This window comes from Pseudomonas sp. TH15, assembly GCF_016651105.1.
Taxonomy (GTDB): domain Bacteria; phylum Pseudomonadota; class Gammaproteobacteria; order Pseudomonadales; family Pseudomonadaceae; genus Aquipseudomonas.
In genome coordinates, this window is record NZ_JAEKEL010000001.1 from 310,537 (window position 1) to 337,500 (window position 26,964).

21 protein-coding genes, 5 tRNA genes, 2 rRNA genes and 1 pseudogene (1 of these 29 only partly in view) are annotated in these 26,964 nt (G+C 54.0%); all 29 read right to left on the reverse strand.

The features are described from left to right. On the reverse strand, window positions 1-333 hold the full coding sequence (rplV, locus tag JFT87_RS01495; protein ID WP_003210077.1) for a 50S ribosomal protein L22: 333 nt from the start codon (window positions 331-333) through the stop codon (window positions 1-3). Window positions 334-346: 13 nt separating this feature from the next. Beyond that, the gene (gene rpsS, locus JFT87_RS01500; protein ID WP_002555486.1) at window positions 347-622 is read right to left on the reverse strand and encodes a 30S ribosomal protein S19; all 276 of its coding nucleotides are present in this window, start codon (window positions 620-622) and stop codon (window positions 347-349) included. 16 nt (window positions 623-638) lie between these two features. Then, a complete protein-coding gene (gene rplB, locus JFT87_RS01505; RefSeq protein WP_201190748.1) occupies window positions 639-1,463 on the reverse strand; it encodes a 50S ribosomal protein L2 in 825 nt (274 codons plus the stop codon). Window positions 1,464-1,477: 14 nt separating this feature from the next. Next, window positions 1,478-1,777, reverse strand: coding sequence for a 50S ribosomal protein L23 (gene rplW, locus JFT87_RS01510; protein WP_002555488.1), 300 nt, complete (start codon window positions 1,775-1,777; stop codon window positions 1,478-1,480). Then, complete coding sequence (gene rplD, locus JFT87_RS01515; RefSeq protein ID WP_007896707.1) at window positions 1,774-2,376, reverse strand: 50S ribosomal protein L4; 603 nt, start codon at window positions 2,374-2,376, stop codon at window positions 1,774-1,776. The genes rplW and rplD overlap by 4 nt, the downstream gene beginning before the upstream one ends. A 12-nt stretch (window positions 2,377-2,388) precedes the next feature. Continuing rightward, window positions 2,389-3,024: a 50S ribosomal protein L3 gene (gene rplC, locus JFT87_RS01520; RefSeq protein ID WP_003186059.1), complete on the reverse strand. Its 636-nt coding sequence runs from the start codon at window positions 3,022-3,024 to the stop codon at window positions 2,389-2,391. Between the two features lie 80 nt (window positions 3,025-3,104). Continuing rightward, window positions 3,105-3,416, reverse strand: a complete 312-nt coding sequence (gene rpsJ / locus JFT87_RS01525; RefSeq protein WP_003186070.1) for a 30S ribosomal protein S10 — start codon at window positions 3,414-3,416, stop codon at window positions 3,105-3,107. A 141-nt stretch (window positions 3,417-3,557) separates the two neighbouring features. Further along, window positions 3,558-4,751: an elongation factor Tu gene (gene tuf, locus JFT87_RS01530; protein ID WP_201190746.1), complete on the reverse strand. Its 1,194-nt coding sequence runs from the start codon at window positions 4,749-4,751 to the stop codon at window positions 3,558-3,560. 30 nt (window positions 4,752-4,781) lie between these two features. Then, on the reverse strand, window positions 4,782-6,887 hold the full coding sequence (gene fusA / locus JFT87_RS01535; protein ID WP_201190744.1) for an elongation factor G: 2,106 nt from the start codon (window positions 6,885-6,887) through the stop codon (window positions 4,782-4,784). 30 nt (window positions 6,888-6,917) lie between these two features. Further along, a complete protein-coding gene (gene rpsG, locus JFT87_RS01540; protein WP_002555493.1) occupies window positions 6,918-7,388 on the reverse strand; it encodes a 30S ribosomal protein S7 in 471 nt (156 codons plus the stop codon). Window positions 7,389-7,506: 118 nt separating this feature from the next. Then, on the reverse strand, window positions 7,507-7,878 hold the full coding sequence (rpsL, locus tag JFT87_RS01545; RefSeq protein WP_002555494.1) for a 30S ribosomal protein S12: 372 nt from the start codon (window positions 7,876-7,878) through the stop codon (window positions 7,507-7,509). A 216-nt stretch (window positions 7,879-8,094) separates the two neighbouring features. Beyond that, window positions 8,095-12,294, reverse strand: a complete 4,200-nt coding sequence (gene rpoC, locus JFT87_RS01550; protein WP_201190742.1) for a DNA-directed RNA polymerase subunit beta' — start codon at window positions 12,292-12,294, stop codon at window positions 8,095-8,097. 64 nt (window positions 12,295-12,358) lie between these two features. After that, complete coding sequence (gene rpoB, locus JFT87_RS01555; RefSeq protein ID WP_201198229.1) at window positions 12,359-16,432, reverse strand: DNA-directed RNA polymerase subunit beta; 4,074 nt, start codon at window positions 16,430-16,432, stop codon at window positions 12,359-12,361. A gap of 219 nt (window positions 16,433-16,651) precedes the next feature. Next, window positions 16,652-17,017, reverse strand: a complete 366-nt coding sequence (gene rplL, locus JFT87_RS01560) for a 50S ribosomal protein L7/L12 (RefSeq protein ID WP_008145490.1) — start codon at window positions 17,015-17,017, stop codon at window positions 16,652-16,654. Window positions 17,018-17,097: 80 nt separating this feature from the next. Beyond that, window positions 17,098-17,598 (reverse strand): 50S ribosomal protein L10, encoded by a 501-nt coding sequence (rplJ, locus tag JFT87_RS01565; RefSeq protein WP_010467255.1) that lies wholly within the window; start codon window positions 17,596-17,598, stop codon window positions 17,098-17,100. A 198-nt stretch (window positions 17,599-17,796) separates the two neighbouring features. Beyond that, window positions 17,797-18,492: a 50S ribosomal protein L1 gene (rplA, locus tag JFT87_RS01570; protein WP_128872506.1), complete on the reverse strand. Its 696-nt coding sequence runs from the start codon at window positions 18,490-18,492 to the stop codon at window positions 17,797-17,799. Continuing rightward, window positions 18,492-18,923, reverse strand: coding sequence for a 50S ribosomal protein L11 (rplK, locus tag JFT87_RS01575; protein ID WP_042561349.1), 432 nt, complete (start codon window positions 18,921-18,923; stop codon window positions 18,492-18,494). Before rplK ends, rplA begins: the two co-directional genes overlap by 1 nt. Window positions 18,924-19,040: 117 nt before the next feature. Next, window positions 19,041-19,574 carry a transcription termination/antitermination protein NusG gene (gene nusG / locus JFT87_RS01580; RefSeq protein WP_054052239.1) on the reverse strand — a complete coding sequence of 178 codons (534 nt, stop codon included), beginning with the start codon at window positions 19,572-19,574 and terminating at the stop codon, window positions 19,041-19,043. A 9-nt stretch (window positions 19,575-19,583) separates the two neighbouring features. Continuing rightward, window positions 19,584-19,952, reverse strand: coding sequence for a preprotein translocase subunit SecE (gene secE / locus JFT87_RS01585; RefSeq protein WP_008145488.1), 369 nt, complete (start codon window positions 19,950-19,952; stop codon window positions 19,584-19,586). 45 nt (window positions 19,953-19,997) lie between these two features. Beyond that, window positions 19,998-20,073, reverse strand: a tRNA-Trp gene (locus tag JFT87_RS01590). A gap of 53 nt (window positions 20,074-20,126) precedes the next feature. Beyond that, entirely contained in the window at window positions 20,127-21,320 is a 1,194-nt protein-coding gene (tuf, locus tag JFT87_RS01595) for an elongation factor Tu (protein ID WP_007896619.1), read from the reverse strand. 84 nt (window positions 21,321-21,404) lie between these two features. After that, window positions 21,405-21,480, reverse strand: a tRNA-Thr gene (locus tag JFT87_RS01600). Window positions 21,481-21,506: 26 nt separating this feature from the next. Further along, window positions 21,507-21,580: transfer RNA gene (locus JFT87_RS01605), tRNA-Gly, on the reverse strand. Window positions 21,581-21,604: 24 nt separating this feature from the next. Continuing rightward, window positions 21,605-21,689 (reverse strand) — tRNA-Tyr (locus tag JFT87_RS01610). 143 nt (window positions 21,690-21,832) lie between these two features. Beyond that, window positions 21,833-22,270, reverse strand: a complete 438-nt coding sequence (locus tag JFT87_RS01615) for a hypothetical protein (protein ID WP_201198230.1) — start codon at window positions 22,268-22,270, stop codon at window positions 21,833-21,835. A 192-nt stretch (window positions 22,271-22,462) separates the two neighbouring features. Beyond that, a pseudogene (gene birA, locus JFT87_RS01620) lies at window positions 22,463-23,415 on the reverse strand (bifunctional biotin--[acetyl-CoA-carboxylase] ligase/biotin operon repressor BirA). 136 nt (window positions 23,416-23,551) lie between these two features. Continuing rightward, window positions 23,552-23,667: ribosomal RNA gene (gene rrf / locus JFT87_RS01625) — 5S ribosomal RNA — on the reverse strand. A gap of 159 nt (window positions 23,668-23,826) precedes the next feature. Continuing rightward, window positions 23,827-26,719 (reverse strand): 23S ribosomal RNA (locus JFT87_RS01630). A gap of 234 nt (window positions 26,720-26,953) precedes the next feature. Then, window positions 26,954-26,964, reverse strand: a tRNA-Ala gene (locus JFT87_RS01635) (it continues 65 nt past the right edge of the window).

Sequence of the window (26,964 nt, forward strand, 5' to 3'; positions counted from 1 at the left end):
TTACTTGTCAGCAACCTTGACAGTGATATGGCAAGACCGCTTGACGATGCGATCAGCACGGCCTTTGGCACGTGGCATGATTCGCTTCAGCGAACGCCCTTCGTTGACGAAAACGGTGCTGACTTTAAGGTCATCAACGTCTGCGCCTTCGTTGTGCTCGGCGTTGGCTACGGCCGACTCCAGCACTTTCTTGATGATCTCGGCGGCTTTCTTACTGCTGAAAGCCAACAGGTTGAGCGCTTCGCCCACCTTCTTCCCGCGGATCTGGTCGGCGACCAAGCGGGCTTTCTGGGCGGAGATTCGAGCGCCCGACAACTTAGCGGCTACTTCCATCGTTCCTTACCCCTTAACGCTTGGCTTTCTTGTCTGCCACGTGCCCACGATATGTGCGGGTACCGGCAAACTCGCCTAGTTTGTGGCCGACCATGTCTTCGTTCACGAGAACTGGAACATGTTGACGACCGTTATGCACAGCAATGGTCAAACCGACCATTTGTGGCAGGATCATGGAACGGCGCGACCAGGTTTTCACTGGTTTGCGATCGTTCTTTTCCGCCGCCACTTCGATCTTCTTCAGTAGGTGAAGATCAATAAAAGGACCTTTTTTCAGAGAACGTGGCACTGTCGTATCCCTCTATTTACTTGCGACGACGGACGATCATTTTGTCGGTACGCTTATTACCACGAGTCTTCGCGCCCTTAGTCGGGAAGCCCCATGGCGATACCGGATGACGACCACCAGAGGTACGACCTTCACCACCACCATGTGGGTGGTCAACCGGGTTCATGGCAACACCACGAACGGTTGGGCGAACGCCACGCCAGCGTTTGGCACCAGCTTTACCCAGCGAACGCAGGCTGTGCTCGGAGTTCGAGACTTCACCCAGGGTCGCGCGGCATTCAGCCAGCACTTTACGCATCTCACCAGAACGCAGACGCAGGGTCACGTAGACACCTTCACGAGCGATCAGCTGAGCCGAAGCACCAGCGGAACGAGCGATTTGCGCGCCTTTACCTGGCTTCAATTCGATGCCGTGTACGGTGCTACCAACTGGAATGTTACGCAGTTGCAGAGCGTTGCCCGGCTTGATCGGCGCCAAAGCACCTGCGATCAGCTGGTCACCAGCACTCACGCCTTTAGGGGCGATGATGTAGCGACGCTCGCCATCTGCGTACAGCAGCAGAGCGATGTGAGCAGTACGGTTTGGATCGTATTCAATACGCTCGACAGTGGCAACAATGCCATCTTTGTCGTTGCGACGGAAATCGACCAGACGATAATGCTGCTTATGGCCACCACCGATGTGACGAGTGGTAATACGACCATTGTTGTTACGACCACCAGTCTTCGATTTTTTCTCGAGCAGCGGTGCGTGAGGAGCGCCTTTATGCAGCTCCTGGTTGACCACCTTGACCACAAAACGGCGGCCAGGGGAAGTCGGTTTGCATTTAACGATTGCCATGATGCACCCCTTCCTTACTCAGCACTGCTGCTGAAATCGAGATCTTGGCCTGGCTGAAGGGAGATAACTGCCTTCTTCCAGTCATTACGCTTGCCCAGACCGCGAGCAGTGCGCTTGCTCTTACCCAGAACATTCAGGGTAGTAACACGCTCTACTTTCACGCTGAACAGGCTTTCGACGGCCTTCTTGATTTCCAGCTTGGTTGCGTCAGTTGCAACCTTGAAAACGAACTGGCCTTTCTTGTCAGCCAGAACCGTAGCCTTTTCGGAAACGTGCGGGCCAAGCAGAACTTTAAATACGCGTTCCTGGTTCATCCCAGCAGCTCCTCGAATTTCTTCACGGCCGACACGGTGATCAACACCTTGTCGTATGCGATCAGACTAACTGGATCGGAACCTTGAACGTCACGTACATCAACGTGTGGCAGGTTACGAGCAGCCAGGTACAGGTTCTGATCAACCACTTCAGACACGATCAAGACGTCAGTCAGGCCCATGCCAGTCAGTTTGTTCAGCAGATCTTTGGTCTTCGGTGCATCAACAGCGAAGTCCTGAACCACAACCAGACGATCAGTACGCACCAGCTCAGCAAGGATGGAACGCATTGCTGCGCGATACATCTTCTTGTTCAGCTTCTGGGTGTGATCCTGAGGACGAGCTGCGAAAGTGGTACCGCCGCCACGCCAGATTGGGCTACGGATAGTACCGGCACGAGCACGGCCAGTACCTTTCTGACGCCAAGGGCGCTTACCGCCACCACGAACGTCGGAACGGGTCTTTTGCTGCTTGCTACCTTGACGGCCGCCGGCCATGTAGGCCACGACTGCTTGGTGAACCAGCGTCTCGTTGAATTCGCCGCCAAATGTCAGTTCGGAAACTTCGATCGCTTGAGCGTCATTTACATTTAATTGCATGTCAGCTTCCCCTTAACCGCGAGCCTTGGCTGCTGGACGTACAACCAAGTTGCCGCCAGTAGCGCCAGGAACAGCACCCTTGACCAACAACAGATTGCGTTCAGCGTCCACGCGCACTACTTCCAGGGACTGCACGGTCACGCGCTCAGCGCCCATATGACCGGACATTTTTTTGCCCTTGAATACACGACCAGGAGTCTGGCACTGGCCGATAGAGCCTGGAACGCGGTGGGACACGGAGTTACCGTGGGTATTATCTTGCCCGCGGAAGTTCCAACGCTTGATCGTACCCTGGAAGCCTTTACCCTTGGACTGACCGGTTACATCAACCAGTTGACCAGCGGCGAAGATTTCAGCGTTGATCAGATCGCCGGCCTGGTACTCGCCTTCTTCAAGACGGAATTCCATTACGGTACGACCAGCGGCAACGTTCGCTTTAGCGAAGTGGCCAGCTTGAGCAGCTGTAACACGCGAAGCACGACGCTCGCCTACAGTGACTTGCACTGCACGATAGCCATCGGTCTCTTCAGTTTTGAACTGGGTGACGCGATTCGGTTCGATCTCAATGACCGTGACCGGAATGGAGACACCTTCTTCGGTGAAAATACGGGTCATACCGCATTTACGACCGACTACACCAATAGTCATGTTGTAAACCTCATGAGTGTACGGGGCTTTCACCCGCTATGGCCGCCCATTTCAGAGCGTTACACGACTAAGACCGAGTCTTAGCCGAGGCTGATCTGCACTTCCACACCGGCCGCAAGATCAAGCTTCATAAGAGCATCAACGGTTTTATCCGTTGGCTGGACGATGTCCAGAACGCGCTTATGAGTACGGATCTCGTACTGGTCGCGCGCGTCTTTGTTGACGTGCGGGGAGACCAGAACGGTGAACCGCTCTTTACGGGTAGGCAGTGGAATTGGACCACGCACTTGAGCACCAGTACGTTTCGCGGTTTCCACGATTTCCTGGGTGGATTGGTCGATCAGGCGATGGTCAAAAGCCTTCAACCTGATACGGATTTGCTGATTTTGCATTGGATTTCAGACTCCGGCTGCTATTCCCAGCGAGCGCAATACGCCCGTTAAAAGGAGGCGCAATTCTATAGACGGGTTTCTACAGTGTCAACCCAATAAAAAAGCCCCCGCTAGGCGGGGGCTTTTTCAAGTCATCACTTATTAAGCGATGATTTTGGCTACGACGCCAGCACCGACGGTACGACCGCCTTCACGAATAGCGAAACGCAGACCATCTTCCATTGCGATGGTTTTGATCAGGGTGACAACCATTTTGATGTTGTCGCCTGGCATTACCATTTCAACGCCTTCCGGCAGTTCGCAGTTACCGGTCACGTCAGTGGTCCGGAAGTAGAACTGTGGACGGTAGCCTTTGAAGAACGGAGTGTGGCGACCGCCTTCTTCTTTGCTCAACACGTACACTTCAGCTTCGAAGGTAGTGTGCGGCTTAACCGAACCTGGCTTGACCAGAACCTGGCCACGCTCAACGTCGTCACGCTTGGTGCCGCGCAGCAGCACGCCGCAGTTCTCGCCAGCACGACCTTCGTCGAGCAGCTTACGGAACATTTCAACACCGGTGCAGGTGGTGACAACAGTGTCACGCAGGCCAACGATTTCCAGCGAATCCTGAACCTTGACGATACCGCGCTCGATACGGCCAGTTACAACAGTACCGCGACCGGAGATCGAGAATACGTCTTCGATTGGCATCAGGAACGGCTTGTCGATAACACGAACTGGATCTGGGATGTAGCTGTCCAGAGTCTCAACCAGTTTACGAACGGCAGTGGTGCCCATTTCGTTGTCGTCTTGGCCGTTCAGAGCCATCAGAGCCGAACCGATGATGATCGGAGTGTCGTCGCCCGGGAAGTCGTAAGTGCTCAGCAGATCGCGCACTTCCATCTCAACCAGTTCCAGCAGCTCAGCGTCGTCAACCATGTCAGCCTTGTTCAGGAAGACAACGATGTACGGAACGCCAACCTGACGGGACAACAGGATGTGCTCACGAGTTTGCGGCATCGGACCATCAGCGGCCGAGCAAACCAGAATAGCGCCGTCCATCTGAGCAGCACCGGTGATCATGTTCTTCACATAGTCAGCGTGACCTGGGCAGTCAACGTGAGCGTAGTGACGGATCAACGAGTTGTATTCAACGTGTGCGGTGTTGATGGTGATACCACGAGCCTTTTCTTCCGGTGCGCTGTCGATTTTATCGAAAGCAACAACGGCCGAACCGAAAACTTCGGAGCAGACGCGAGTCAGAGCAGCAGTCAGCGTGGTTTTACCGTGGTCAACGTGACCGATGGTGCCAACGTTAACGTGCGGGAGATCACGTACAAATTTTTCTTTAGCCACGACAATTAACTCCTTGCCTAAAGGGCTGAATCAGCCTTGTTTTTTGGTAACAGTTTCGACGATATGCGACGGAGCTGTATTGTATTTTTTGAATTCCATAGAGTAGCTTGCGCGACCTTGGGACATGGAACGGACGTCGGTCGCATAACCGAACATCTCACCCAACGGAACCTCGGCACGAATCACTTTGCCGGAAACCGTATCTTCCATACCCAGGATCATGCCGCGACGACGGTTAAGGTCGCCCATCACGTCACCCATATAGTCTTCAGGCGTAACAACCTCTACCGCCATGATCGGCTCAAGCAACTCACCACCGCCCTTCTGGGCCAGTTGCTTGGTCGCCATGGAAGCAGCCACCTTGAACGCCATCTCGTTGGAGTCGACGTCGTGGTAAGAACCATCAAAAACGGTAGCCTTCAGGCCGATCAGCGGATAGCCGGCAACAACACCGTTCTTCATCTGCTCTTCGATACCCTTCTGGATAGCCGGGATGTATTCCTTAGGAACCACACCACCCACTACTTCGTTCACGAATTGCAGACCTTCCTGACCTTCGTCAGCAGGAGCAAAACGAATCCAGCAGTGACCGAACTGGCCACGACCGCCGGATTGACGAACGAACTTACCTTCGATTTCGCAGTTCTTCGTGATGCGCTCACGATAGGAAACCTGAGGCTTACCGATGTTGGCTTCGACGTTGAACTCACGGCGCATCCGGTCAACCAGGATGTCCAGGTGCAACTCGCCCATGCCGGAGATGATCGTTTGACCAGTCTCTTCATCAGTCTTAACGCGGAAAGATGGATCTTCCTGAGCAAGCTTGCCCAGAGCGATACCCATTTTTTCCTGGTCATCCTTGGTCTTAGGCTCAACGGCAACCGAGATAACCGGCTCCGGGAAGTCCATACGGACCAGAATGATTGGCTTGTCAGCGGTGCACAAAGTTTCACCTGTGGTGACGTCCTTCATGCCGATCAAGGCCGCGATGTCGCCAGCGCGCACTTCCTTGATTTCTTCACGGGCGTTTGCGTGCATTTGCACCATACGACCCACGCGCTCTTTCTTGCCTTTAACCGAGTTGATCACGCCGTCGCCGGAGCTCAACACGCCCGAGTAAACTCGAACGAAGGTCAAAGTACCCACGAATGGGTCAGTAGCGATCTTGAACGCCAGAGCCGAGAACGGCTCGCTGTCGTCTGCATGACGCTCCAATTCGATAGTCTCGTCATCCGGGTCAGTACCCTTGATGGCAGGAATGTCGACTGGGGCCGGCAGGAAGTCGATAACAGCGTCGAGAACCAGGGGAACACCCTTGTTCTTGAAGGAAGAACCGCAGACAGCCAAGACGATCTCACCAGCGATGGTACGCTGACGCAGAGCGGCCTTGATTTCCGGGATGGTGATTTCCTCACCCTCCAGGTACTTGTCCATCAGCTCTTCGCTGGCTTCGGCTGCAGCCTGAACCATGTTGTCACGCCACTCTTCAGCCAATTCCAGCAGCTCTGCAGGAATAGCTTCGCGACGTGGAACAGTGCCCTTGTCAGCATCGTTCCAGTAAACAGCTTCCATGTTGATCAGATCGATCTGACCCTGGAAGTTGTCTTCGGAACCGATTGCCAACTGGATTGGCACCGGGGTGTGACCCAGACGCTGCTTGATCTGACCGATCACGCGCAGGAAGTTCGCACCAGCACGGTCCATCTTGTTAACGTAAACAAGACGTGGAACGCCGTACTTGTTGGCTTGACGCCATACGGTTTCCGACTGAGGCTCAACACCCGAAGTGCCGCAGAACACAACGACAGCGCCGTCGAGTACGCGCAGGGAACGCTCAACTTCAATAGTGAAGTCAACGTGGCCCGGGGTATCGATGACGTTGAAGCGGTACTTATCAGCGTACTGCTTCTCGGAACCCTGCCAGAAGGTGGTAATAGCAGCAGAAGTAATGGTAATACCACGCTCCTGCTCCTGCACCATCCAGTCGGTGGTCGCGGCGCCGTCATGCACCTCGCCCATCTTGTGGCTTTTGCCAGTGTAAAAAAGGACGCGCTCGGTGGTGGTGGTTTTACCAGCATCCACGTGAGCAACGATACCAATGTTACGGTAGCGGTTAATCGGTGTAGTACGAGCCATAAAGCCCTCGCAAAATTAGTGACGCTAAAATTAGAAGCGGTAGTGCGAGAAAGCCTTGTTGGCTTCAGCCATACGGTGCACGTCTTCACGCTTCTTAACTGCAGCACCTTTACCTTCAGCAGCATCCAACAGCTCGCCAGCCAAACGCAGAGCCATAGACTTCTCGCCGCGCTTGCGGGCGAAGTCTACCAACCAGCGCATTGCCAGGGCGTTACGACGGGACGGGCGAACTTCGACCGGAACCTGGTAAGTAGCACCGCCTACACGGCGCGACTTCACTTCGACCAGCGGAGCGATGGCGTCGAGAGCTTTCTCGAAGATTTCCAGGGGATCGCTGTTCTTGCGTTCTTTAACCTTTTCCAGCGCGCCATAAACGATACGTTCGGCAACGGCTTTCTTGCCGCTTTCCATAACGTGGTTCATGAACTTGGCCAGGATTTGGCTTCCGTATTTTGGATCGTCAAGCACTTCGCGCTTGGCTGCTACGCGTCTTCTTGGCATGGATAAGCCCTCAAACGGTCTTCAGGTTCGCTCGGAATCGGTCCCCTTTCGGGACGCCTCCGACCTTACTCTTATCGACTCAGAAAAATAGAAAATCAGTTTTTACAAAAAGCCGCTACTACTTAGGCTTCTTGGTACCGTACTTCGAACGACCCTGGTTACGACCTTTAACGCCGGAAGTATCCAAAGAACCGCGTACGGTGTGGTAACGAACACCTGGCAAGTCTTTTACACGACCGCCGCGGATCAGTACCACGCTGTGCTCTTGCAGGTTGTGGCCTTCACCGCCGATGTACGAGGAAACCTCGAAACCGTTGGTCAGACGCACACGGCATACTTTACGCAGTGCCGAGTTAGGTTTTTTCGGCGTGGTGGTATACACACGGGTGCATACGCCACGACGTTGCGGGCAGTTCTGCAGCGCAGGCACGTCGGATTTCTCGACGATACGCTTACGCGGCTGACGTACCAGCTGGTTGATAGTTGCCATCTACTAGCTCCACTGTTGTCTTGCGACGCTATTGTCTTGCAAGAAAAGCAAAATGGCAGGAACGAATTCCCGCCAAATTTAGGGGTACAAGAGTCTAAAGAGGATCTTGTCCCCAGTCAAGGCAAGGCCCCGACCTCTCCGCTCATCCAACCTCGACAAATTGTCTCGATTCGATGAACGGAGCGGCCGGGGCCCCACGCTTATTTACTACAGAACTCAGTTACCGCTCGAGTTCAATGCTTCGGTCAGTGCAGCTTCCACTTCACTGGCGCTTACGCGCAACGGTTTGTCAGCTTCACGGCGACGCTTGCGCTCGCTGTGATAAGCCAGACCGGTACCCGCCGGGATCAGACGACCCACGACTACGTTTTCTTTCAGGCCGCGCAGGTAATCGCGCTTGCCGGTTACCGCCGCCTCGGTCAGTACGCGAGTGGTTTCCTGGAAGGAAGCCGCCGAGATGAACGATTCGGTGGACAACGACGCCTTGGTGATACCCAACAGCACGCGAGTGAACTTGGAAACGAATTTCTCGTCGCCCGCCAGACGCTCGTTTTCTACCAGAACGTGAGTCAATTCCATCTGGTCGCCCTTGATGAAAGTGGAATCGCCGGATTCAGCGATTTCAACTTTACGCAGCATCTGACGCAGGATGGTCTCGATGTGCTTATCGTTGATCTTCACGCCTTGCAGACGATAAACGTCCTGGATCTCGTTCACGATGTACTTGGCCAACGCACTCACACCCAGCAGTCGCAGGATGTCGTGTGGATCGCTTGGGCCGTCGGAGATAACTTCGCCGCGGTTTACCTGTTCGCCTTCGAAGACGTTCAGGTGACGCCACTTCGGAATCAGCTCTTCGTACGGATCGCTACCGTCGTTCGGGGTAATGACCAGACGGCGCTTGCCTTTGGTCTCTTTACCGAACGCGATGGTGCCGCTGACTTCAGCCAGAATCGAGGCCTCTTTCGGACGACGGGCTTCGAACAAGTCGGCAACACGCGGCAGACCACCGGTGATGTCGCGAGTTTTCGAAGTTTCTTGCGGGATACGGGCGATAACATCACCGATCGCAACCTGCACACCATCCGCTACACCAACCAGGGCGTTAGCCGGCAGGAAGTACTGGGCCGGTACGTCGGTACCTGGCAGCAGCAGATCCTTGCCATCGACACCGACCATCTTAACGGCTGGACGAATGTCTTTACCGGCAGCTGGACGGTCTTTGGCGTCGAGTACTTCAATGTTGGTCATACCGGTCAATTCGTCAGTCTGACGCTTGATCGTGATGCCTTCTTCCATGCCCACGTAGGTCACGGTACCTTTCATTTCGGTAACGATTGGGTGAGTGTGCGGATCCCACTTGGCCACGATTGCGCCAGCGTCGACCTTGTCACCTTCTTTAACCGAAATCACAGCACCGTACGGCAGCTTGTAACGCTCGCGCTCACGACCGAAGTCATCAGCGATTGCCAGCTCACCGGAACGGGACACAGCAACCAGGCAACCATCCACTCGCTCAACGTGCTTCAGGTTGTGCAGACGGACGGTACCGCCATTCTTCACCTGAACGCTGTCAGCAGCAGAGGTCCGGCTTGCCGCACCACCGATGTGGAACGTACGCATGGTCAGCTGGGTACCCGGCTCACCGATGGACTGGGCAGCGATAACGCCGACCGCTTCACCGATGTTCACCTGGTGACCACGAGCCAAATCACGGCCGTAGCACTTGGCGCAAATGCCGTAGCGGGTTTCACAGCTGATCGGCGAACGCACGATCACTTCATCGATGCTGTTCAGCTCGATGAACTCGACCCACTTCTCGTCTACCAGAGTACCAGCAGGAACGATGATTTCTTCGGTACCTGGCTTGTACACGTCACGGGCAATAACACGACCCAATACGCGCTCACCCAACGGCTCAACAACGTCACCGCCTTCAATGTGCGGAGTCATTACCAGGCCATGTTCGGTGCCGCAATCGATCTCGGTCACAACCAGATCCTGCGCCACGTCTACCAGACGACGAGTCAGGTAACCGGAGTTCGCAGTTTTCAACGCGGTATCCGCCAAACCTTTACGAGCACCGTGAGTGGAGATGAAGTACTGAAGTACGCTCAAACCTTCACGGAAGTTCGCAGTAATCGGCGTTTCGATGATGGAACCGTCCGGCTTGGCCATCAGGCCACGCATACCGGCGAGCTGACGGATCTGCGCAGCAGAACCCCGTGCGCCCGAGTCGGCCATCATGTACATCGAGTTGAAAGATTCTTGGTCGACTTCGACGCCATGACGGTCGATGACTTTCTCTTTCGAGAGGTTGGCCATCATCGCCTTGGAAACTTCGTCGTTCGCCTTGGACCAAAGGTCGATCACTTTGTTGTACTTCTCGCCCTGGGTTACCAGGCCGGAGGCGTACTGACTTTCGATCTCTTTCACTTCATCAGTGGCAGCACTGATGATGCGGGCTTTTTCATCCGGGATAACGAAGTCGTTAACGCCGATGGAAACGCCGGAAATGGTCGAATAGGCAAAACCGGTGTACATCAACTGGTCAGCGAAGATCACGGTCTCTTTCAAACCAACCACGCGGTAGCACTGGTTGATCAGCTTGGAGATCGCCTTTTTCTTCATCGGCTGGTTGACGACATCGTACGACAGGCCAGGTGGAACAACCTGGAACAACAACGCACGGCCGACAGTGGTGTCGACGATACGGGTGTTCTTGACGCTGCCGCCATCACGATCGTTAACGGTTTCGTTGATCCGCACTTTGACTTTAGCGTGCAGTGCGGCTTCGCCGGCACGGAACACACGGTCAACTTCTTGCAGATCCGCGAACACACGACCTTCGCCCTTGGCGTTGATCGCTTCACGAGTCATGTAGTACAGACCCAATACAACGTCCTGCGACGGAACGATGATTGGCTCACCGTTGGCTGGCGACAGAATGTTGTTGGTCGACATCATCAACGCACGCGCTTCCAACTGGGCTTCCAGTGTCAGCGGTACGTGCACGGCCATTTGGTCGCCGTCGAAGTCGGCGTTGTACGCAGCACAGACCAACGGGTGCAGCTGGATAGCTTTACCTTCGATCAGTACTGGTTCAAACGCCTGGATACCCAGACGGTGAAGGGTCGGTGCACGGTTGAGGAGAACCGGGTGTTCACGGATCACTTCAGCGAGAACGTCCCAAACTTCCGGCAGCTCGCGCTCAACCATCTTCTTGGCAGCTTTGATGGTGGTAGCGAGACCACGCATTTCCAGCTTGCCGAAAATGAACGGCTTGAACAGCTCGAGAGCCATTTTCTTCGGCAGACCGCACTGGTGCAGACGCAGGGTCGGACCTACGGTAATTACCGAACGACCGGAGTAGTCAACACGCTTACCGAGCAAGTTCTGACGGAAACGACCTTGCTTACCCTTGATCATGTCAGCCAGGGATTTCAGAGGACGCTTGTTGGAACCAGTGATAGCGCGGCCACGACGACCGTTGTCGAGCAGCGCATCGACGGCTTCCTGCAACATACGCTTTTCGTTACGCACGATGATGTCCGGAGCGGACAGATCGAGCAGACGCTTCAAGCGGTTGTTACGGTTGATCACTCGACGATACAGATCGTTGAGGTCGGAAGTCGCGAAGCGACCGCCATCCAGCGGGACCAGTGGACGCAGATCTGGCGGCAGAACCGGCAGAACGGTCAGCACCATCCATTCTGGAAGGTTGCCGGAACCCTGGAAGGCTTCCATCAACTTCAGACGCTTGGACAGCTTCTTGATTTTGGTTTCGGAGTTGGTTTGCGGAATTTCTTCACGCAGACGGCCAATCTCGTGTTCCAGATCGATAGCGTGCAGCAGTTCACGGACAGCTTCGGCACCCATGCGGGCATCGAAATCGTCGCCAAACTCTTCCAGCGCTTCGAAGTACTGCTCGTCGTTCAGCAGCTGACCTTTTTCAAGGGTGGTCATGCCTGGATCGATAACGACATAGCTCTCGAAGTAGAGAACGCGTTCGATATCACGCAGGGTCATGTCCATCAGCAAGCCGATACGCGACGGCAGCGATTTCAGGAACCAGATGTGGGCAACTGGCGAGGCCAGTTCGATGTGCGCCATGCGCTCACGACGAACTTTTGCCAGCGCGACTTCAACGCCGCACTTTTCGCAGATCACACCACGGTGCTTCAAGCGCTTGTACTTACCGCACAGGCACTCGTAATCCTTTACCGGGCCAAAGATCTTGGCGCAGAACAGGCCGTCACGCTCAGGTTTGAACGTACGGTAGTTGATGGTTTCCGGCTTTTTAACTTCACCGAACGACCACGAACGGATCATCTCAGGCGATGCCAATCCAATACGGATGGCGTCGAACTCTTCGACTTGACCCTGGTTTTTCAGCAAATTCAGTAGGTCTTTCAAGGCCTTTCCTCCTGGCGGAGCAGAGAGCGGGCAATCCTGCCCCGCTCTCGATTCGCGTCACGTGTTATTCGGTTTCCAGATCGATATCGATGCCGAGGGAACGAATTTCCTTGATCAACACGTTGAAAGACTCGGGCATGCCCGGCTCCATACGGTGATCGCCGTCCACGATGTTTTTGTACATCTTGGTCCGGCCGTTCACATCGTCCGACTTCACTGTGAGCATTTCTTGCAGAGTGTAAGCAGCACCGTATGCTTCCAGTGCCCAGACCTCCATCTCCCCGAAACGCTGACCACCGAACTGTGCCTTACCACCCAGCGGCTGCTGGGTAACCAGGCTGTACGAACCGGTAGAACGAGCGTGCATCTTGTCGTCTACCAAGTGGTTCAGCTTCAGCATGTACATGTAGCCAACAGTAACCGGGCGCTCGAACTTGTTGCCGGTACGGCCGTCGGTCAGCTGCATCTGGCCGCTTTCTGGCAGGTCTGCCAGTTTCAGCATGGCCTTGATTTCGCTTTCCTTGGCGCCGTCGAACACTGGAGTGGCCATTGGAACGCCGCCACGCAGGTTCTTCGCCAGATCCAGGATTTCCTGGTCGGAGAAGCTATCCAGATCTTCGTTACGACCGCCGATCTGGTTGTAGATCTCGTCGAGGAATTTACGAAGCTCAGCGACTTTGCGCTGCTCTTCGATCATCCGGTTGATCTTCTCGCCCAGACCTTTAGCCGCGAGGCCGAGGTGAGTTTCAAGGATCTGACCAACGTTCATACGCGAAGGTACGCCCAACGGGTTGAGGACGACGTCGACCGGAGTGCCATTGGCATCGTGCGGCATGTCTTCAACCGGCATGATCACGGAGACCACACCTTTGTTACCGTGACGACCGGCCATCTTGTCGCCCGGCTGGATGCGGCGACGGATTGCCAGGTAAACCTTGACGATTTTCAGCACGCCCGGAGCCAGGTCATCGCCCTGCTGCAGCTTGCGCTTCTTGTCTTCGAACTTGTCGTCCAGCAGACGGCGACGATCAACGATGTAGGCCTGGGCCTTCTCGAGCTGCTCGTTCAGAGCATCTTCAGCCATGCGCAGTTTGAACCACTGACCATGCTCAAGACCGTCGAGAACTTCGTCGGTGATGTCCTGACCTTTCTTCAGACCAGCGCCGCCTTCGGCTTTGTGGCCGACCAGGGCGGAACGCAGACGTTCGAAAGTTGCGCCTTCAACGATACGGAACTCTTCGTTCAGATCCTTGCGGATCTCGTCGAGCTGAGTCTTCTCGATCGACAGTGCACGAGCATCACGCTCAACGCCGTCGCGGGTGAAGACCTGTACGTCGATGACGGTACCCTTGGTGCCGGTAGGCACACGCAGGGAGGTGTCTTTAACGTCGCTGGCTTTTTCACCGAAGATTGCACGCAACAGCTTCTCTTCCGGAGTCAGTTGGGTCTCGCCTTTCGGAGTGACCTTACCAACCAGGATGTCGCCTGCGCCAACTTCAGCACCTACGTAAACGATACCGGCTTCGTCCAGCTTGTTCAGTGCAGCTTCACCCACGTTCGGGATGTCTGCAGTGATTTCCTCTGGCCCAAGCTTGGTGTCACGTGCCACACAGGTCAGTTCCTGAATGTGGATCGTGGTGAAGCGATCTTCTTGAACAACTCGTTCCGACAGGCAGATGGAGTCTTCGAAGTTGTAACCGTTCCAGGCCATGAACGCGATGCGCATGTTCTGACCCAGTGCCAGCTCACCCATATCGGTGGACGGACCGTCAGCCATGATGTCGCTACGCTGAACCCGATCACCTTTACGCACCAGCGGACGCTGGTTGATGCAGGTGTTCTGGTTGGAGCGGGTGTATTTGGTCAGGTTGTAGATGTCGACACCAGCTTCACCGGTCTCAACTTCATCATCAGCAACACGAACCACGATACGGCTGGCATCAACGGAGTCGATCACGCCGCCACGACGAGCCACGACGCAAACGCCGGAGTCACGAGCTACGTTACGCTCCATGCCGGTACCGACCAGCGGCTTGTCAGCGCGCAGGGTTGGTACAGCTTGACGCTGCATGTTCGAACCCATCAACGCACGGTTGGCGTCATCGTGCTCGAGGAACGGGATCAGCGACGCTGCAACCGAAACTACCTGCTTCGGCGATACGTCCATCAAGGTGACGTCTTCCGGCGCCTTGACGGTGAACTCGTTCAAGTGACGAACAGCTACCAGTTCGTCGATCAGCATCTTCTTGTCGTTCATCGTGGCCGAAGCCTGAGCGATCACGTGATCAGCTTCTTCGATGGCGGACAGGAAGACGATCTCGTCGGTGACCAGAGCGTCTTTCACCACACGGTACGGGCTTTCGAGGAAGCCGTACTGGTTGGTGCGCGCATAGGCGGCCAAGGAGTTGATCAGACCGATGTTCGGACCTTCCGGCGTTTCAATCGGGCATACACGACCGTAGTGAGTCGGGTGTACGTCACGAACTTCAAAGCCAGCACGCTCACGAGTCAAACCGCCAGGGCCGAGTGCAGAAACACGACGCTTGTGGGTGATCTCGGACAACGGGTTGTTCTGGTCCATGAACTGGGAAAGCTGGCTGGAACCGAAGAACTCTTTCACCGCCGCAGCCACTGGCTTGGCGTTGATCAGGTCTTGCGGCATCAGGCCTTCGCTTTCAGCCATCGACAGACGCTCTTTGACCGCACGCTCAACACGTACCAGGCCAACGCGGAACTGGTTCTCGGCCATTTCGCCTACGCAGCGAACACGACGGTTACCCAGGTGGTCGATGTCATCGACGATGCCTTTACCGTTACGGATGTCGACCAGAGTCTTCAGAACCGCGACGATGTCTTCTTTGCACAACACGCCCGAACCTTCGATCTCGGTACGACCGATACGACGGTTGAACTTCATCCGGCCGACCGCAGACAGGTCATAGCGCTCAGGGCTGAAGAACAGGTTGTTGAACAGAGTCTCGGCAGCGTCTTTGGTTGGCGGCTCGCCTGGACGCATCATGCGATAGATCTCGACCAGCGCTTCCAATTGGTTGCTGGTGGAGTCGATCTTCAAAGTGTCGGAGACGAACGGACCGCAGTCGATATCGTTGGTGTACAGAGTTTCGATACGAACAACCTGGGACTTGGCGATTTTTGCCAGGATCTCGGTGTTCAGCTCGGTATTGCACTCTGCCAGGATTTCGCCGGTTGCCGGATGCACGATGACCTTGGCGGTAGTACGACCCAGGACGTAGTCCAGAGGCATGACCAGCTCTTTGATCCCGGCTTTTTCCAGCTGGTTAATGTGGCGAGCGGTAATACGACGACCCTGCTCGACAATAACCTTGCCCTTGTCATCGACGATATCGATAGCGGCAATTTCACCACGCAGGCGCTGAGGCACCAATTCCAGGCTGATGCTTTCGCCCTGCACGTGGAATACGTTGGTGGTATAGAACGCGTCGAGCACTTCTTCAGTGGTATAGCCGAGCGCGCGCAGCAGTACCGATGCAGGCAGCTTGCGACGACGGTCGATACGCACGAACACGCAGTCTTTCGGGTCGAACTCGAAGTCCAACCACGAACCGCGGTAAGGAATGATGCGCGCGGAGTACAGCAGTTTACCGGAGCTGTGCGTCTTGCCGCGGTCGTGGTCGAAGAACACGCCCGGGGAACGGTGCAACTGGGAAACGATTACACGCTCGGTACCGTTGATTACGAAGGTACCGTTCTCAGTCATCAGGGGGATTTCACCCATGTAGACTTCTTGCTCTTTGATGTCCTTGATCGCTTTGTTCGACGATTCTTTGTCGAAAATGATCAGGCGCACTTTTACCCGCAAAGGTACGGCGTAAGTTACACCGCGCAATACGCATTCTTTGACATCAAATGCCGGCTCGCCCAAGCGATAACCGACGTACTCCAGCGCAGCATTGCCGGAGTAGCTGATGATCGGGAAAACGGATTTGAAGGCCGCATGCAGGCCCACGTCGCGGAACTGATCTTTAGTCGCTCCCGCTTGCAAGAATTCACGATACGAATCCAGCTGGATGGCCAGGAGGTACGGCACATCCATGACGTCCGGCAACTTGCTAAAGTCCTTGCGGATACGTTTTTTCTCAGTATATGAGTAAGCCATCAGCGTTCCCCAGCTTGGTCACCTGCTTGTTTGGCCCCTCCCGACGGGAGCAGCCAGAAAATCGTGCAAACCCCATGGTTTGCTCCACCGCATCGGGTGGTTACAGCTCGTTATCAGCACCGACCCAGTCGGCTGCCAGTAACGGAAAAAGGCCGGTGGCAAGAGCCACCAGCCATCAGCCTTTCGCTTAACGCTCGGGCTGGAGGTGCAAGTCGATGCTTACTTCAGCTCGACTTTAGCGCCTGCTTCTTCCAGAGTGGCTTTGGCTTTGTCAGCTGCGTCTTTCGAAACAGCTTCCAGAACCACGCCAGGAGCGCCGTCAACTACAGCCTTGGCTTCTTTCAAGCCCAGACCGGTCAGTTCACGTACTGCCTTGATCACGTTAACTTTCTTCTCGCCAGCTTCCAGCAGCATGACGTTGAATTCAGTTTGTTCTTCAACAACAGCAGCGACAGCAGCTGGACCAGCGGAAGCAGCGGCAGCGGAAACGCCGAACTTCTCTTCCATGGCCTTGATCAGCTCAACGATTTCCAGAACGGATTTTTCGCCGATTGCTTCGATGATTTGGTCGTTAGTCAGAGACATGACTATAAATTCCTGTATTGGGGTGACAGCCTACGCGGCCATCGAAATAAACAATAAACGCTGAAAGGAGTGGCTCAGCCTTAGGCTGCAGCAGCTTCTTTCTGGTCGCGAAGAGCCGCCAGAGTACGAGCCAATTTGCTGGTAGCGCCTTGAATCACGCTCATCAGCTGGGAAATGGCTTCGTCACGGGTCGGCAGGCTTGCCAGTACGTCGATCTGGTTAGCTGCGAGGAACTTGCCCTCGAACGCAGCTGCCTTGATCTCGAACTTATCCTGACCTTTGGCAAACTCTTTGAAGATGCGGGCAGCAGCGCCCGGATGTTCTTTGGAGAATGCAATCAAGGTCGGGCCAGTGAACACGTCGTTGAGCACGTCATATTGAGTGCCAGCAACGGCGCGCTTGAGCAGGGTGTTACGTACAACGCGTACGTAAACGCCAGCTTCACGAGCCTCTTTACGGAGTCCGGTCATAGCGCCTACTGTCACGCCGCGGGCATCAGCCACAACAGCAGACAGAGCAACTTGGGCAGCCTTGTTGACTTCAGCGACGATGGCCTTCTTGTCTTCAAGTTTAATTGCCACGGGAAAAACTCCTGCTTGTTACCGTTTCATCCAACCGGGGCCGGATGTCGTTTTGGTGTCTGATTCGGTAAGGAACCGGGAGCACCATCTGCGTAGGCTTGAGGTTTAAGACTTGCGTCGCCTACGGTCTTGGATAGCCCCCGCCAGGCAGGGACCCCAATTTTTCAATTGGCGCAATCGCTTGCGCCAATTTTTGTCTTACGCTTCCAGCGAACCTTGGTCGATGACCAGGCCCGGGCCCATGGTGGTGCTCAGGGTAATGCGCTTGACATAAATGCCTTTCGAGGAAGCCGGCTTGATACGCTTCAGATCAGAGATCAGCGCTTCAACGTTTTCCTTCAGCTTGACGGCATCAAAGCCGACTTTGCCAACGGAGGTGTGAATGATGCCGTTTTTGTCGGTGCGATAACGAACCTGACCAGCCTTGGCGTTTTTAACCGCGGTAGCTACGTCCGGGGTTACGGTGCCGACTTTAGGGTTAGGCATCAGGCCACGTGGACCGAGGATCTGACCCAACTGACCCACAACGCGCATTGCATCCGGGGATGCGATAACTACGTCATAGTTCAGGTCGCCGCCTTTCATTTCGGCAGCCAGGTCGTCCATACCTACACGGTCAGCGCCGGCAGCCAGAGCGGCCTCAGCAGCTGGACCCTGGGTGAACACAGCAACGCGAACAGTCTTGCCAGTGCCGTGTGGCAGCACAGTAGCGCTACGAACAACCTGGTCGGATTTACGCGGGTCAACACCCAGGTTTACAGCAACGTCAAACGACTCGCTGAACTTGACAGTCGACAACTCAGCCAGCAGAGCAGCAGCGTCTACAAAGTTGTAGGACTTGCCTGCTTCGATTTTGCCGGCGATAGCCTTTTGACGCTTGGTCAACTTAGCCATTACACACCCTCCACGTTAAGGCCCATGCTACGAGCAGAACCGGCGATAGTACGCACGGCCGCGTCCATATCAGCTGCAGTCAGATCCGCGTTTTTGGTTTTCGCGATTTCTTCCAGCTGAGCACGGGTAACGGTGCCAACCTTAACGGTGTTCGGACGAGCGGAACCGCTAGTCAGACCAGCAGCTTTCTTCAGCAGAACCGAAGCAGGCGTGGATTTGGTTTCGAAAGTGAAGCTACGGTCGCTGTAGACAGTGATGATCACTGGAGTCGGCAGACCTGCTTCAATACCCTGAGTACGGGCGTTGAAAGCCTTGCAGAATTCCATGATGTTCACGCCGTGCTGACCCAGAGCAGGACCAACAGGTGGGCTTGGGTTAGCCTGAGCGGCCTTCACTTGCAGCTTGATGTAAGCGGTAATCTTCTTGGCCATGAGGCACTCCAATTACGGGTTCGAACGCCTCGAAAGGCTCCCCGGTTACTTGCGCGTTTATCCCAGTGACGACAAAACCCCACAGCCTAGGGCTGTGGGGTTGGGATGCTTGTTCGGCTAGACCTTTTCGACCTGGCTGAACTCTAGCTCTACCGGAGTAGAGCGGCCGAAAATGAGCACTGCCACTTGGATCCGGCTCTTTTCGTAGTTAACTTCTTCAACCGTGCCGGTAAAATCAGCAAACGGTCCGTCGTTGACACGAACCGACTCACCTGGCTCGAAGAGCGTCTTCGGCTTCGGCTTGTCGCTACCATCAGCAACACGACGCAGAATCGCTTCTGCCTCTTTATCTGTGATTGGCGCTGGCTTATCAGCAGTACCGCCGATAAAACCCATCACCCGAGGAGTATCCTTGACCAAGTGCCAAGTACCCTCATTCATGTCCATCTGAACCAGCACGTAACCTGGGAAGAACTTGCGCTCGCTTTTGCGTTTCTGGCCATTACGCATTTCAACCACTTCTTCAGTGGGAACCAGAATTTCGCCGAAGCCATCTTCCATGCCAGCCAGCTTTACGCGCTCCAACAACGAGCGCATGACATGCTTCTCGTAACCGGAGTAAGCATGCACAACGTACCAACGCTTAGCCACGGGACACCCTTAGCCGACAATCAAGGAAACAAGCCAGCCGAGGAGGGAATCAAGCCCCCACAACAGCAACGCCATAACCAGAACAACAGCCACAACAATCAACGTGGTCTGCGTGGTTTCTTGGCGAGTTGGCCATACGACTTTACGAATCTCGGTGCGAGCTTCCTTAACCAGTACAAAGAAAGACTTGCCCTTGACAGTCTGCAGGCCTACAAAGGCAGCTACAGCAGCAATGGCGAGCAAAGCAAGTACGCGGTACAGGATCGGCGAAGCAGAGTAATACTGATTGCCAACAACGCCAACAACCACCAAAGCGACTACTACTAGCCACTTGAGCAGATCGAAGCGAGAGCCTTGAGCTTCAGCTTTAGGAGTCATCTATGAAGATCCTGTGAAAAGAAAGCCAGACACACCAAGTGAATCTGGCAGGTCAGGAGGGAATCGAACCCCCAACCTACGGTTTTGGAGACCGTCGCTCTGCCAATTGAGCTACTGACCTAAAACAAAATCAGGCCGACCATTATGCCGGCCCGAAAAAGACATTACAACAATTTACTCGATGACTTTGGCTACGACACCAGCGCCGACGGTACGACCGCCCTCACGGATAGCGAAACGAAGACCATCTTCCATCGCGATGGTTTTGATCAGGGTGACAGTCATTTGAACGTTGTCACCCGGCATCACCATCTCAACACCTTCTGGCAATTCACAGTTACCAGTCACATCCGTAGTACGGAAGTAAAACTGCGGACGGTAACCCTTGAAGAATGGCGTGTGACGACCACCCTCTTCCTTGCTCAGAACATAAACCTCTGCTGTGAACTTGGTGTGAGGCTTGACAGTACCCGGCTTGACCAAAACCTGGCCACGCTCAACATCATCACGCTTGGTACCACGAAGCAAAACACCGCAGTTCTCGCCAGCACGACCTTCGTCGAGCAGCTTGCGGAACATTTCAACACCAGTACAAGTAGTTTTGACAGTGTCACGAAGACCAACAATCTCAACTTCTTCCTGAATGCGGACAATGCCACGCTCAACACGACCAGTCACAACAGTACCGCGACCGGAGATCGAGAAAACATCCTCGATCGGCATCAGGAACGGCTTATCAATAGCACGCTCAGGCTGCGGAATGTAGCTATCCAGAGTCTCAACCAACTTCTTGACGGCAGTCGTGCCCATCTCGTTGTCGTCTTGACCGTTCAACGCCATCAGCGCAGAACCAATGATGATCGGAGTGTCATCACCTGGGAAATCATAAGTACTCAGCAGATCGCGCACTTCCATCTCAACCAGCTCTAGCAGCTCTGCATCATCAACCATGTCAGCCTTGTTCAGGAAGACAACGATGTACGGAACGCCAACCTGGCGAGACAAAAGGATGTGCTCACGAGTTTGCGGCATCGGACCATCAGCGGCCGAGCAAACCAGAATCGCACCATCCATCTGAGCAGCACCGGTAATCATGTTTTTTACGTAGTCGGCGTGACCTGGACAGTCAACGTGTGCGTAGTGACGCACGGCCGAATCATACTCAACGTGAGCGGTGTTGATGGTGATACCACGAGCTTTTTCTTCTGGGGCGCTATCGATCTTGTCGAAGTCGACCTTTGCCGAACCGAAAACCTCGGAGCAGACACGGGTCAGCGCAGCGGTCAAAGTAGTTTTACCGTGGTCGACGTGACCAATGGTGCCTACGTTAACGTGCGGCTTATTACGTTCGAACTTTTCCTTAGCCATCGAAGCAACTCCCAGCAGAAGAATTGAGCAAGTAACACCAGCCATTAAAACAAAGGCAGATATTTTCATATCTGCCTTGTTATATGGAGCTCTTGAGCGGATTTGAACCGCTGACCTCACCCTTACCAAGGGTGTGCTCTACCAACTGAGCTACAAGAGCGTAACACTGTGCAGGACCTGCAAACTTGGAGCGGGTAGCGGGAATCGAACCCGCATCATCAGCTTGGAAGGCTGAGGTTCTACCACTAAACTATACCCGCGGAGCTTGCAGCTCTCGCTAAAAATGGTGGAGGGGGAAGGATTCGAACCTTCGAAGTCGTAGACGTCAGATTTACAGTCTGATCCCTTTGGCCGCTCGGGAACCCCTCCTAAGCGAGCCGGCATTCTATATCATGCCAGCCTTCTGTCAAGCATTTTCTCATTAAAAACCTGAGGTTAGCTGCGTTGACACCGCTTTTGCACTGTTTACCGTTAAAGGTGTTCACTGCGAAGCGGGCGCCATTCTATGCAAACTATTCGACGGGTGCAACCCCCTCGCACTGCATTATTTTATGTTTTAACTCATTGAATTCTTTGGAAAGGTTTTGCAATTGCACATCCCCCAGCAAACGCTCGCCAGAAGGAGCTATACGCAACCAATATTCCCCACTAGGAAGACCTTTCGACACAGGTTGTGCATTGATCCCCATACCAGCCAAACGCCGCTCAAGGGCTTCAACCAGTTCCTGGCGAGAGAAACCTCCGAGGAAAAGGCACTCATTCTCCGCCGGAGAACCGCTCGCCCTTTCTCGCGAAGCAACTCCGCCCTCGCTCAGCAAACGAATGTCCTGCTGAGAACCTCGATACAAGCTCAAAGGCGTCACATCCTTCGCACGAAGGGGCGCCTCTTGTTGATGCCAGACGTAATAAAACACATTGAGCACAAGTAACAGCAGAAACAACCAACGCATAAGAAACCTCAGGGCAAAGGACAAGCCATAGCCAAGCCTACAAACACCAGATCAGGAGCGATACGAGCCCGAAACAAGTGCACGGTGGCTCTCATTCATTATCTAATCCGACTCAACGACCGCCCGGATAATCAATTCCGCCGCTTCATTGGTAACACTCGCCATTCCATGAAGCTATTACCGCAGTCGAGCTCAGGAGTCGTCTCGCAGCCTCAGGCTGAGCTCACCGCCACTAAAAGTCTTTTCAGCACCACCGACTGCCAACCGCAGGGCACCTTGATTATCAATACCCAGCACCACGCCATCTATTTGATTGACGCCAGCGATCAATGAGACCGATCGGCCATGCCACAAATGATTCTCTTCCCACTCCGCTTTCAGAACCGAAAAACCACCAGCCTGGTGACGCTCTATATAAGTCTGTAATTGCTCACTCAAGTCAGCCACAAGCACATTACGATCGCATGCCCTCCCTGACTCCAGGCGTATTGACGTCCACTTTTGATCTACTTCTTCTGCGACCTGCATGTTTACGTTGATGCCAATGCCTAACACCACATGGCAAACGTCTGCAGGATCCCCGACGAGCTCCAGTAAAATGCCGGCAATTTTCTTGTCACCGACAAGAACATCGTTAGGCCACTTCAATCCCGCACCATCAACGCCAGATTTTCGCAGGGCCCGCATCACGGCCAACCCAACGACCAGACTCAACCCTTCGAGCTGGCGCATCCCACCATCAATACGCAGGACAAGACTGTAATAAAGATTTTCGGCAAATGGACTGACCCACTTTCGCCCCCTGCGTCCGCGACCGGACGTCTGCCGCTCAGCAACGACTAAAAATGGCGCCGACTGTCCGCGACCGATTGCACGCAGAGCCTCAGCATTTGTTGAATCAATAGTGTCGAAAACGGCAACAGGCCACTCCGACAGCATTTCCGCCATTTTACTAGGATCGAGCAACACCAATGGCGCCGCTAACTGGTAGCCACGCCCTCGAACCTTATGAATGGATAGCCCAACTCAGCCTCTAAATGCTGAAGTTGCTTCCATACAGCACTACGACTGATACCCAGGGCAACACCCAAGGCCTGACCTGAATGGAATCGACCATCCTTTAGAAGCTTTAACAACGTCAGCATGCAAGTCTCGCCTCACAATGAGGCCCGAATAATAGCCATGCCCCGAGCCGTTGCATAGAAACCATAGAGGTCGGATTTTTCTTCGGGCAAAACAAAACCCCTACCTGCATACGCAGATAGGGGTTTCGGAATTTAATCTTGACGATGACCTACTCTCACATGGGGAAACCCCACACTACCATCGGCGATGCATCGTTTCACTACTGAGTTCGGGATGGGATCAGGTGGTTCCAATGCTCTATGGTCGTCAAGAAATTCGGGTACCGAATCGTGGCCAGATGGCCTACGCTCCAGCGAATGGGTATGTGATAGATCTCGGTGTTTTGTGAGTGTCTCGAACTTTCGGTTCGTTTCGTCTTCACACACCGCAATCTGGTGCTCTTTCGAGTAGTCAAATTGCTTGGGTGTTATATGGTCAAGCCTCACGGGCAATTAGTATTGGTTAGCTCAACGCCTCACAGCGCTTACACACCCAACCTATCAACGTCGTAGTCTTCGACGGCCCTTCAGGGAACTCAAGGTTCCAGTGAGATCTCATCTTGAGGCAAGTTTCCCGCTTAGATGCTTTCAGCGGTTATCTATTCCGAACATAGCTACCCGGCAATGCCACTGGCGTGACAACCGGAACACCAGAGGTTCGTCCACTCCGGTCCTCTCGTACTAGGAGCAGCCCCTCTCAAATCTCAAACGTCCACGGCAGATAGGGACCGAACTGTCTCACGACGTTCTAAACCCAGCTCGCGTACCACTTTAAATGGCGAACAGCCATACCCTTGGGACCGGCTTCAGCCCCAGGATGTGATGAGCCGACATCGAGGTGCCAAACACCGCCGTCGATATGAACTCTTGGGCGGTATCAGCCTGTTATCCCCGGAGTACCTTTTATCCGTTGAGCGATGGCCCTTCCATACAGAACCACCGGATCACTAAGACCTACTTTCGTACCTGCTCGACGTGTCTGTCTCGCAGTCAAGCGCGCTTTTGCCTTTATACTCTACGACCGATTTCCGACCGGTCTGAGCGCACCTTCGTACTCCTCCGTTACTCTTTAGGAGGAGACCGCCCCAGTCAAACTACCCACCATACACTGTCCTCGATCCGGATAACGGACCTGAGTTAGAACCTCAAAGTTGCCAGGGTGGTATTTCAAGGTTGGCTCCACGCGAACTGGCGTCCACGCTTCAAAGCCTCCCACCTATCCTACACAAGCAAATTCAAAGTCCAGTGCAAAGCTATAGTAAAGGTTCACGGGGTCTTTCCGTCTAGCCGCGGATACACTGCATCTTCACAGCGATTTCAATTTCACTGAGTCTCGGGTGGAGACAGCGCCGCCATCGTTACGCCATTCGTGCAGGTCGGAACTTACCCGACAAGGAATTTCGCTACCTTAGGACCGTTATAGTTACGGCCGCCGTTTACCGGGGCTTCGATCAAGAGCTTCGCGTTAGCTAACCCCATCAATTAACCTTCCGGCACCGGGCAGGCGTCACACCCTATACGTCCACTTTCGTGTTTGCAGAGTGCTGTGTTTTTAATAAACAGTCGCAGCGGCCTGGTATCTTCGACCGGCATGAGCTTACGGAGCAAGTCCTTCACCCTCACCGGCGCACCTTCTCCCGAAGTTACGGTGCCATTTTGCCTAGTTCCTTCACCCGAGTTCTCTCAAGCGCCTTGGTATTCTCTACCCAACCACCTGTGTCGGTTTGGGGTACGGTTCCTGGTTACCTGAAGCTTAGAAGCTTTTCTTGGAAGCATGGCATCAACCACTTCGTCATCTAAAAGATAACTCGTCATCAGCTCTCGGCCTTAAGATCCCGGATTTACCTAAGATCTCAGCCTACCACCTTAAACTTGGACAACCAACGCCAAGCTGGCCTAGCCTTCTCCGTCCCTCCATCGCAATAACCAGAAGTACAGGAATATTAACCTGTTTTCCATCGACTACGCTTTTCAGCCTCGCCTTAGGGACCGACTAACCCTGCGTCGATTAACGTTGCGCAGGAAACCTTGGTCTTTCGGCGTGGGTGTTTTTCACACCCATTGTCGTTACTCATGTCAGCATTCGCACTTCTGATACCTCCAGCAAGCTTCTCAACTCACCTTCACAGGCTTACAGAACGCTCCTCTACCGCATCACCCGAGGGTGATACCCGTAGCTTCGGTGTATGGTTTGAGCCCCGTTACATCTTCCGCGCAGGCCGACTCGACTAGTGAGCTATTACGCTTTCTTTAAAGGGTGGCTGCTTCTAAGCCAACCTCCTAGCTGTCTAAGCCTTCCCACATCGTTTCCCACTTAACCATAACTTTGGGACCTTAGCTGACGGTCTGGGTTGTTTCCCTTTTCACGACGGACGTTAGCACCCGCCGTGTGTCTCCCATGCTCGGCACTTGTAGGTATTCGGAGTTTGCATCGGTTTGGTAAGTCGGGATGACCCCCTAGCCGAAACAGTGCTCTACCCCCTACAGTGATACATGAGGCGCTACCTAAATAGCTTTCGAGGAGAACCAGCTATCTCCGAGCTTGATTAGCCTTTCACTCCGATCCACAGGTCATCCGCTAACTTTTCAACGGTAGTCGGTTCGGTCCTCCAGTTAGTGTTACCCAACCTTCAACCTGCCCATGGATAGATCGCCCGGTTTCGGGTCTATTCCCAGCGACTAGACGCCCTATTAAGACTCGCTTTCGCTACGCCTCCCCTATTCGGTTAAGCTCGCCACTGAAAATAAGTCGCTGACCCATTATACAAAAGGTACGCAGTCACAGAACAAGTCTGCTCCCACTGCTTGTACGCATACGGTTTCAGGATCTATTTCACTCCCCTCTCCGGGGTTCTTTTCGCCTTTCCCTCACGGTACTAGTTCACTATCGGTCAGTCAGTAGTATTTAGCCTTGGAGGATGGTCCCCCCATATTCAGACAAAGTTTCTCGTGCTCCGTCCTACTCGATTTCATGACTAAGAGATTTTCGCGTACAGGGCTATCACCCACTATGGCCGCACTTTCCAGAGCGTTCCGCTAATCTCAAAGCCACTTAAGGGCTAGTCCCCGTTCGCTCGCCACTACTAAGGGAATCTCGGTTGATTTCTTTTCCTCAGGGTACTTAGATGTTTCAGTTCCCCTGGTTCGCCTCTTGCACCTATGTATTCAGCTTAAGATACCTAACTTATGTTAGGTGGGTTCCCCCATTCAGACATCTCCGGATCAAAGTCTGTTTGCCGACTCCCCGAAGCTTTTCGCAGGCTACCACGTCTTTCATCGCCTCTGACTGCCAAGGCATCCACCGTATGCGCTTCTTCACTTGACCATATAACCCCAAGCAATCTGGTTATACTGTGAAGACGACATTCGCCGAAAATTCGCAATTACTCACAAATTTTACCTTAGCCTGATCCGTTACCAGTGAAAGTAACGTCCAGTCTATCTTTCTATCACATACCCAAATTTTTAAAGAACGATCTAATCAAAGACTAGAAATCAACATTCACCATCACCAGGATGGAATGCTCATTTCTAAGCTTTCAACAAACAGAAGCAGTAGTGGTGGAGCCA

What these genes read in the sequence shown, in the direction of transcription:
- rplV (WP_003210077.1), bottom strand. Translation starts at nt 333, where the DNA reads ATGGAAGTAGCCGCTAAGTTGTCGGGCGCTCGAATCTCCGCCCAGAAA.
- rplB (WP_201190748.1), bottom strand. Translation starts at nt 1,463, where the DNA reads ATGGCAATCGTTAAATGCAAACCGACTTCCCCTGGCCGCCGTTTTGTG.
- rplW (WP_002555488.1), bottom strand. Translation starts at nt 1,777, where the DNA reads ATGAACCAGGAACGCGTATTTAAAGTTCTGCTTGGCCCGCACGTTTCC.
- rplD (WP_007896707.1), bottom strand. Translation starts at nt 2,376, where the DNA reads ATGCAATTAAATGTAAATGACGCTCAAGCGATCGAAGTTTCCGAACTG.
- rplC (WP_003186059.1), bottom strand. Translation starts at nt 3,024, where the DNA reads ATGACTATTGGTGTAGTCGGTCGTAAATGCGGTATGACCCGTATTTTC.
- rpsJ (WP_003186070.1), bottom strand. Translation starts at nt 3,416, where the DNA reads ATGCAAAATCAGCAAATCCGTATCAGGTTGAAGGCTTTTGACCATCGC.
- fusA (WP_201190744.1), bottom strand. Translation starts at nt 6,887, where the DNA reads ATGGCTCGTACTACACCGATTAACCGCTACCGTAACATTGGTATCGTT.
- rpsG (WP_002555493.1), bottom strand. Translation starts at nt 7,388, where the DNA reads ATGCCAAGAAGACGCGTAGCAGCCAAGCGCGAAGTGCTTGACGATCCA.
- rpsL (WP_002555494.1), bottom strand. Translation starts at nt 7,878, where the DNA reads ATGGCAACTATCAACCAGCTGGTACGTCAGCCGCGTAAGCGTATCGTC.
- rpoB (WP_201198229.1), bottom strand. Translation starts at nt 16,432, where the DNA reads ATGGCTTACTCATATACTGAGAAAAAACGTATCCGCAAGGACTTTAGC.
- rplL (WP_008145490.1), bottom strand. Translation starts at nt 17,017, where the DNA reads ATGTCTCTGACTAACGACCAAATCATCGAAGCAATCGGCGAAAAATCC.
- rplA (WP_128872506.1), bottom strand. Translation starts at nt 18,492, where the DNA reads ATGGCTAAGTTGACCAAGCGTCAAAAGGCTATCGCCGGCAAAATCGAA.
- rplK (WP_042561349.1), bottom strand. Translation starts at nt 18,923, where the DNA reads ATGGCCAAGAAGATTACCGCTTACATCAAGCTGCAAGTGAAGGCCGCT.
- secE (WP_008145488.1), bottom strand. Translation starts at nt 19,952, where the DNA reads ATGACTCCTAAAGCTGAAGCTCAAGGCTCTCGCTTCGATCTGCTCAAG.
- tuf (WP_007896619.1), bottom strand. Translation starts at nt 21,320, where the DNA reads ATGGCTAAGGAAAAGTTCGAACGTAATAAGCCGCACGTTAACGTAGGC.
- JFT87_RS01615 (WP_201198230.1), bottom strand. Translation starts at nt 22,270, where the DNA reads ATGCGTTGGTTGTTTCTGCTGTTACTTGTGCTCAATGTGTTTTATTAC.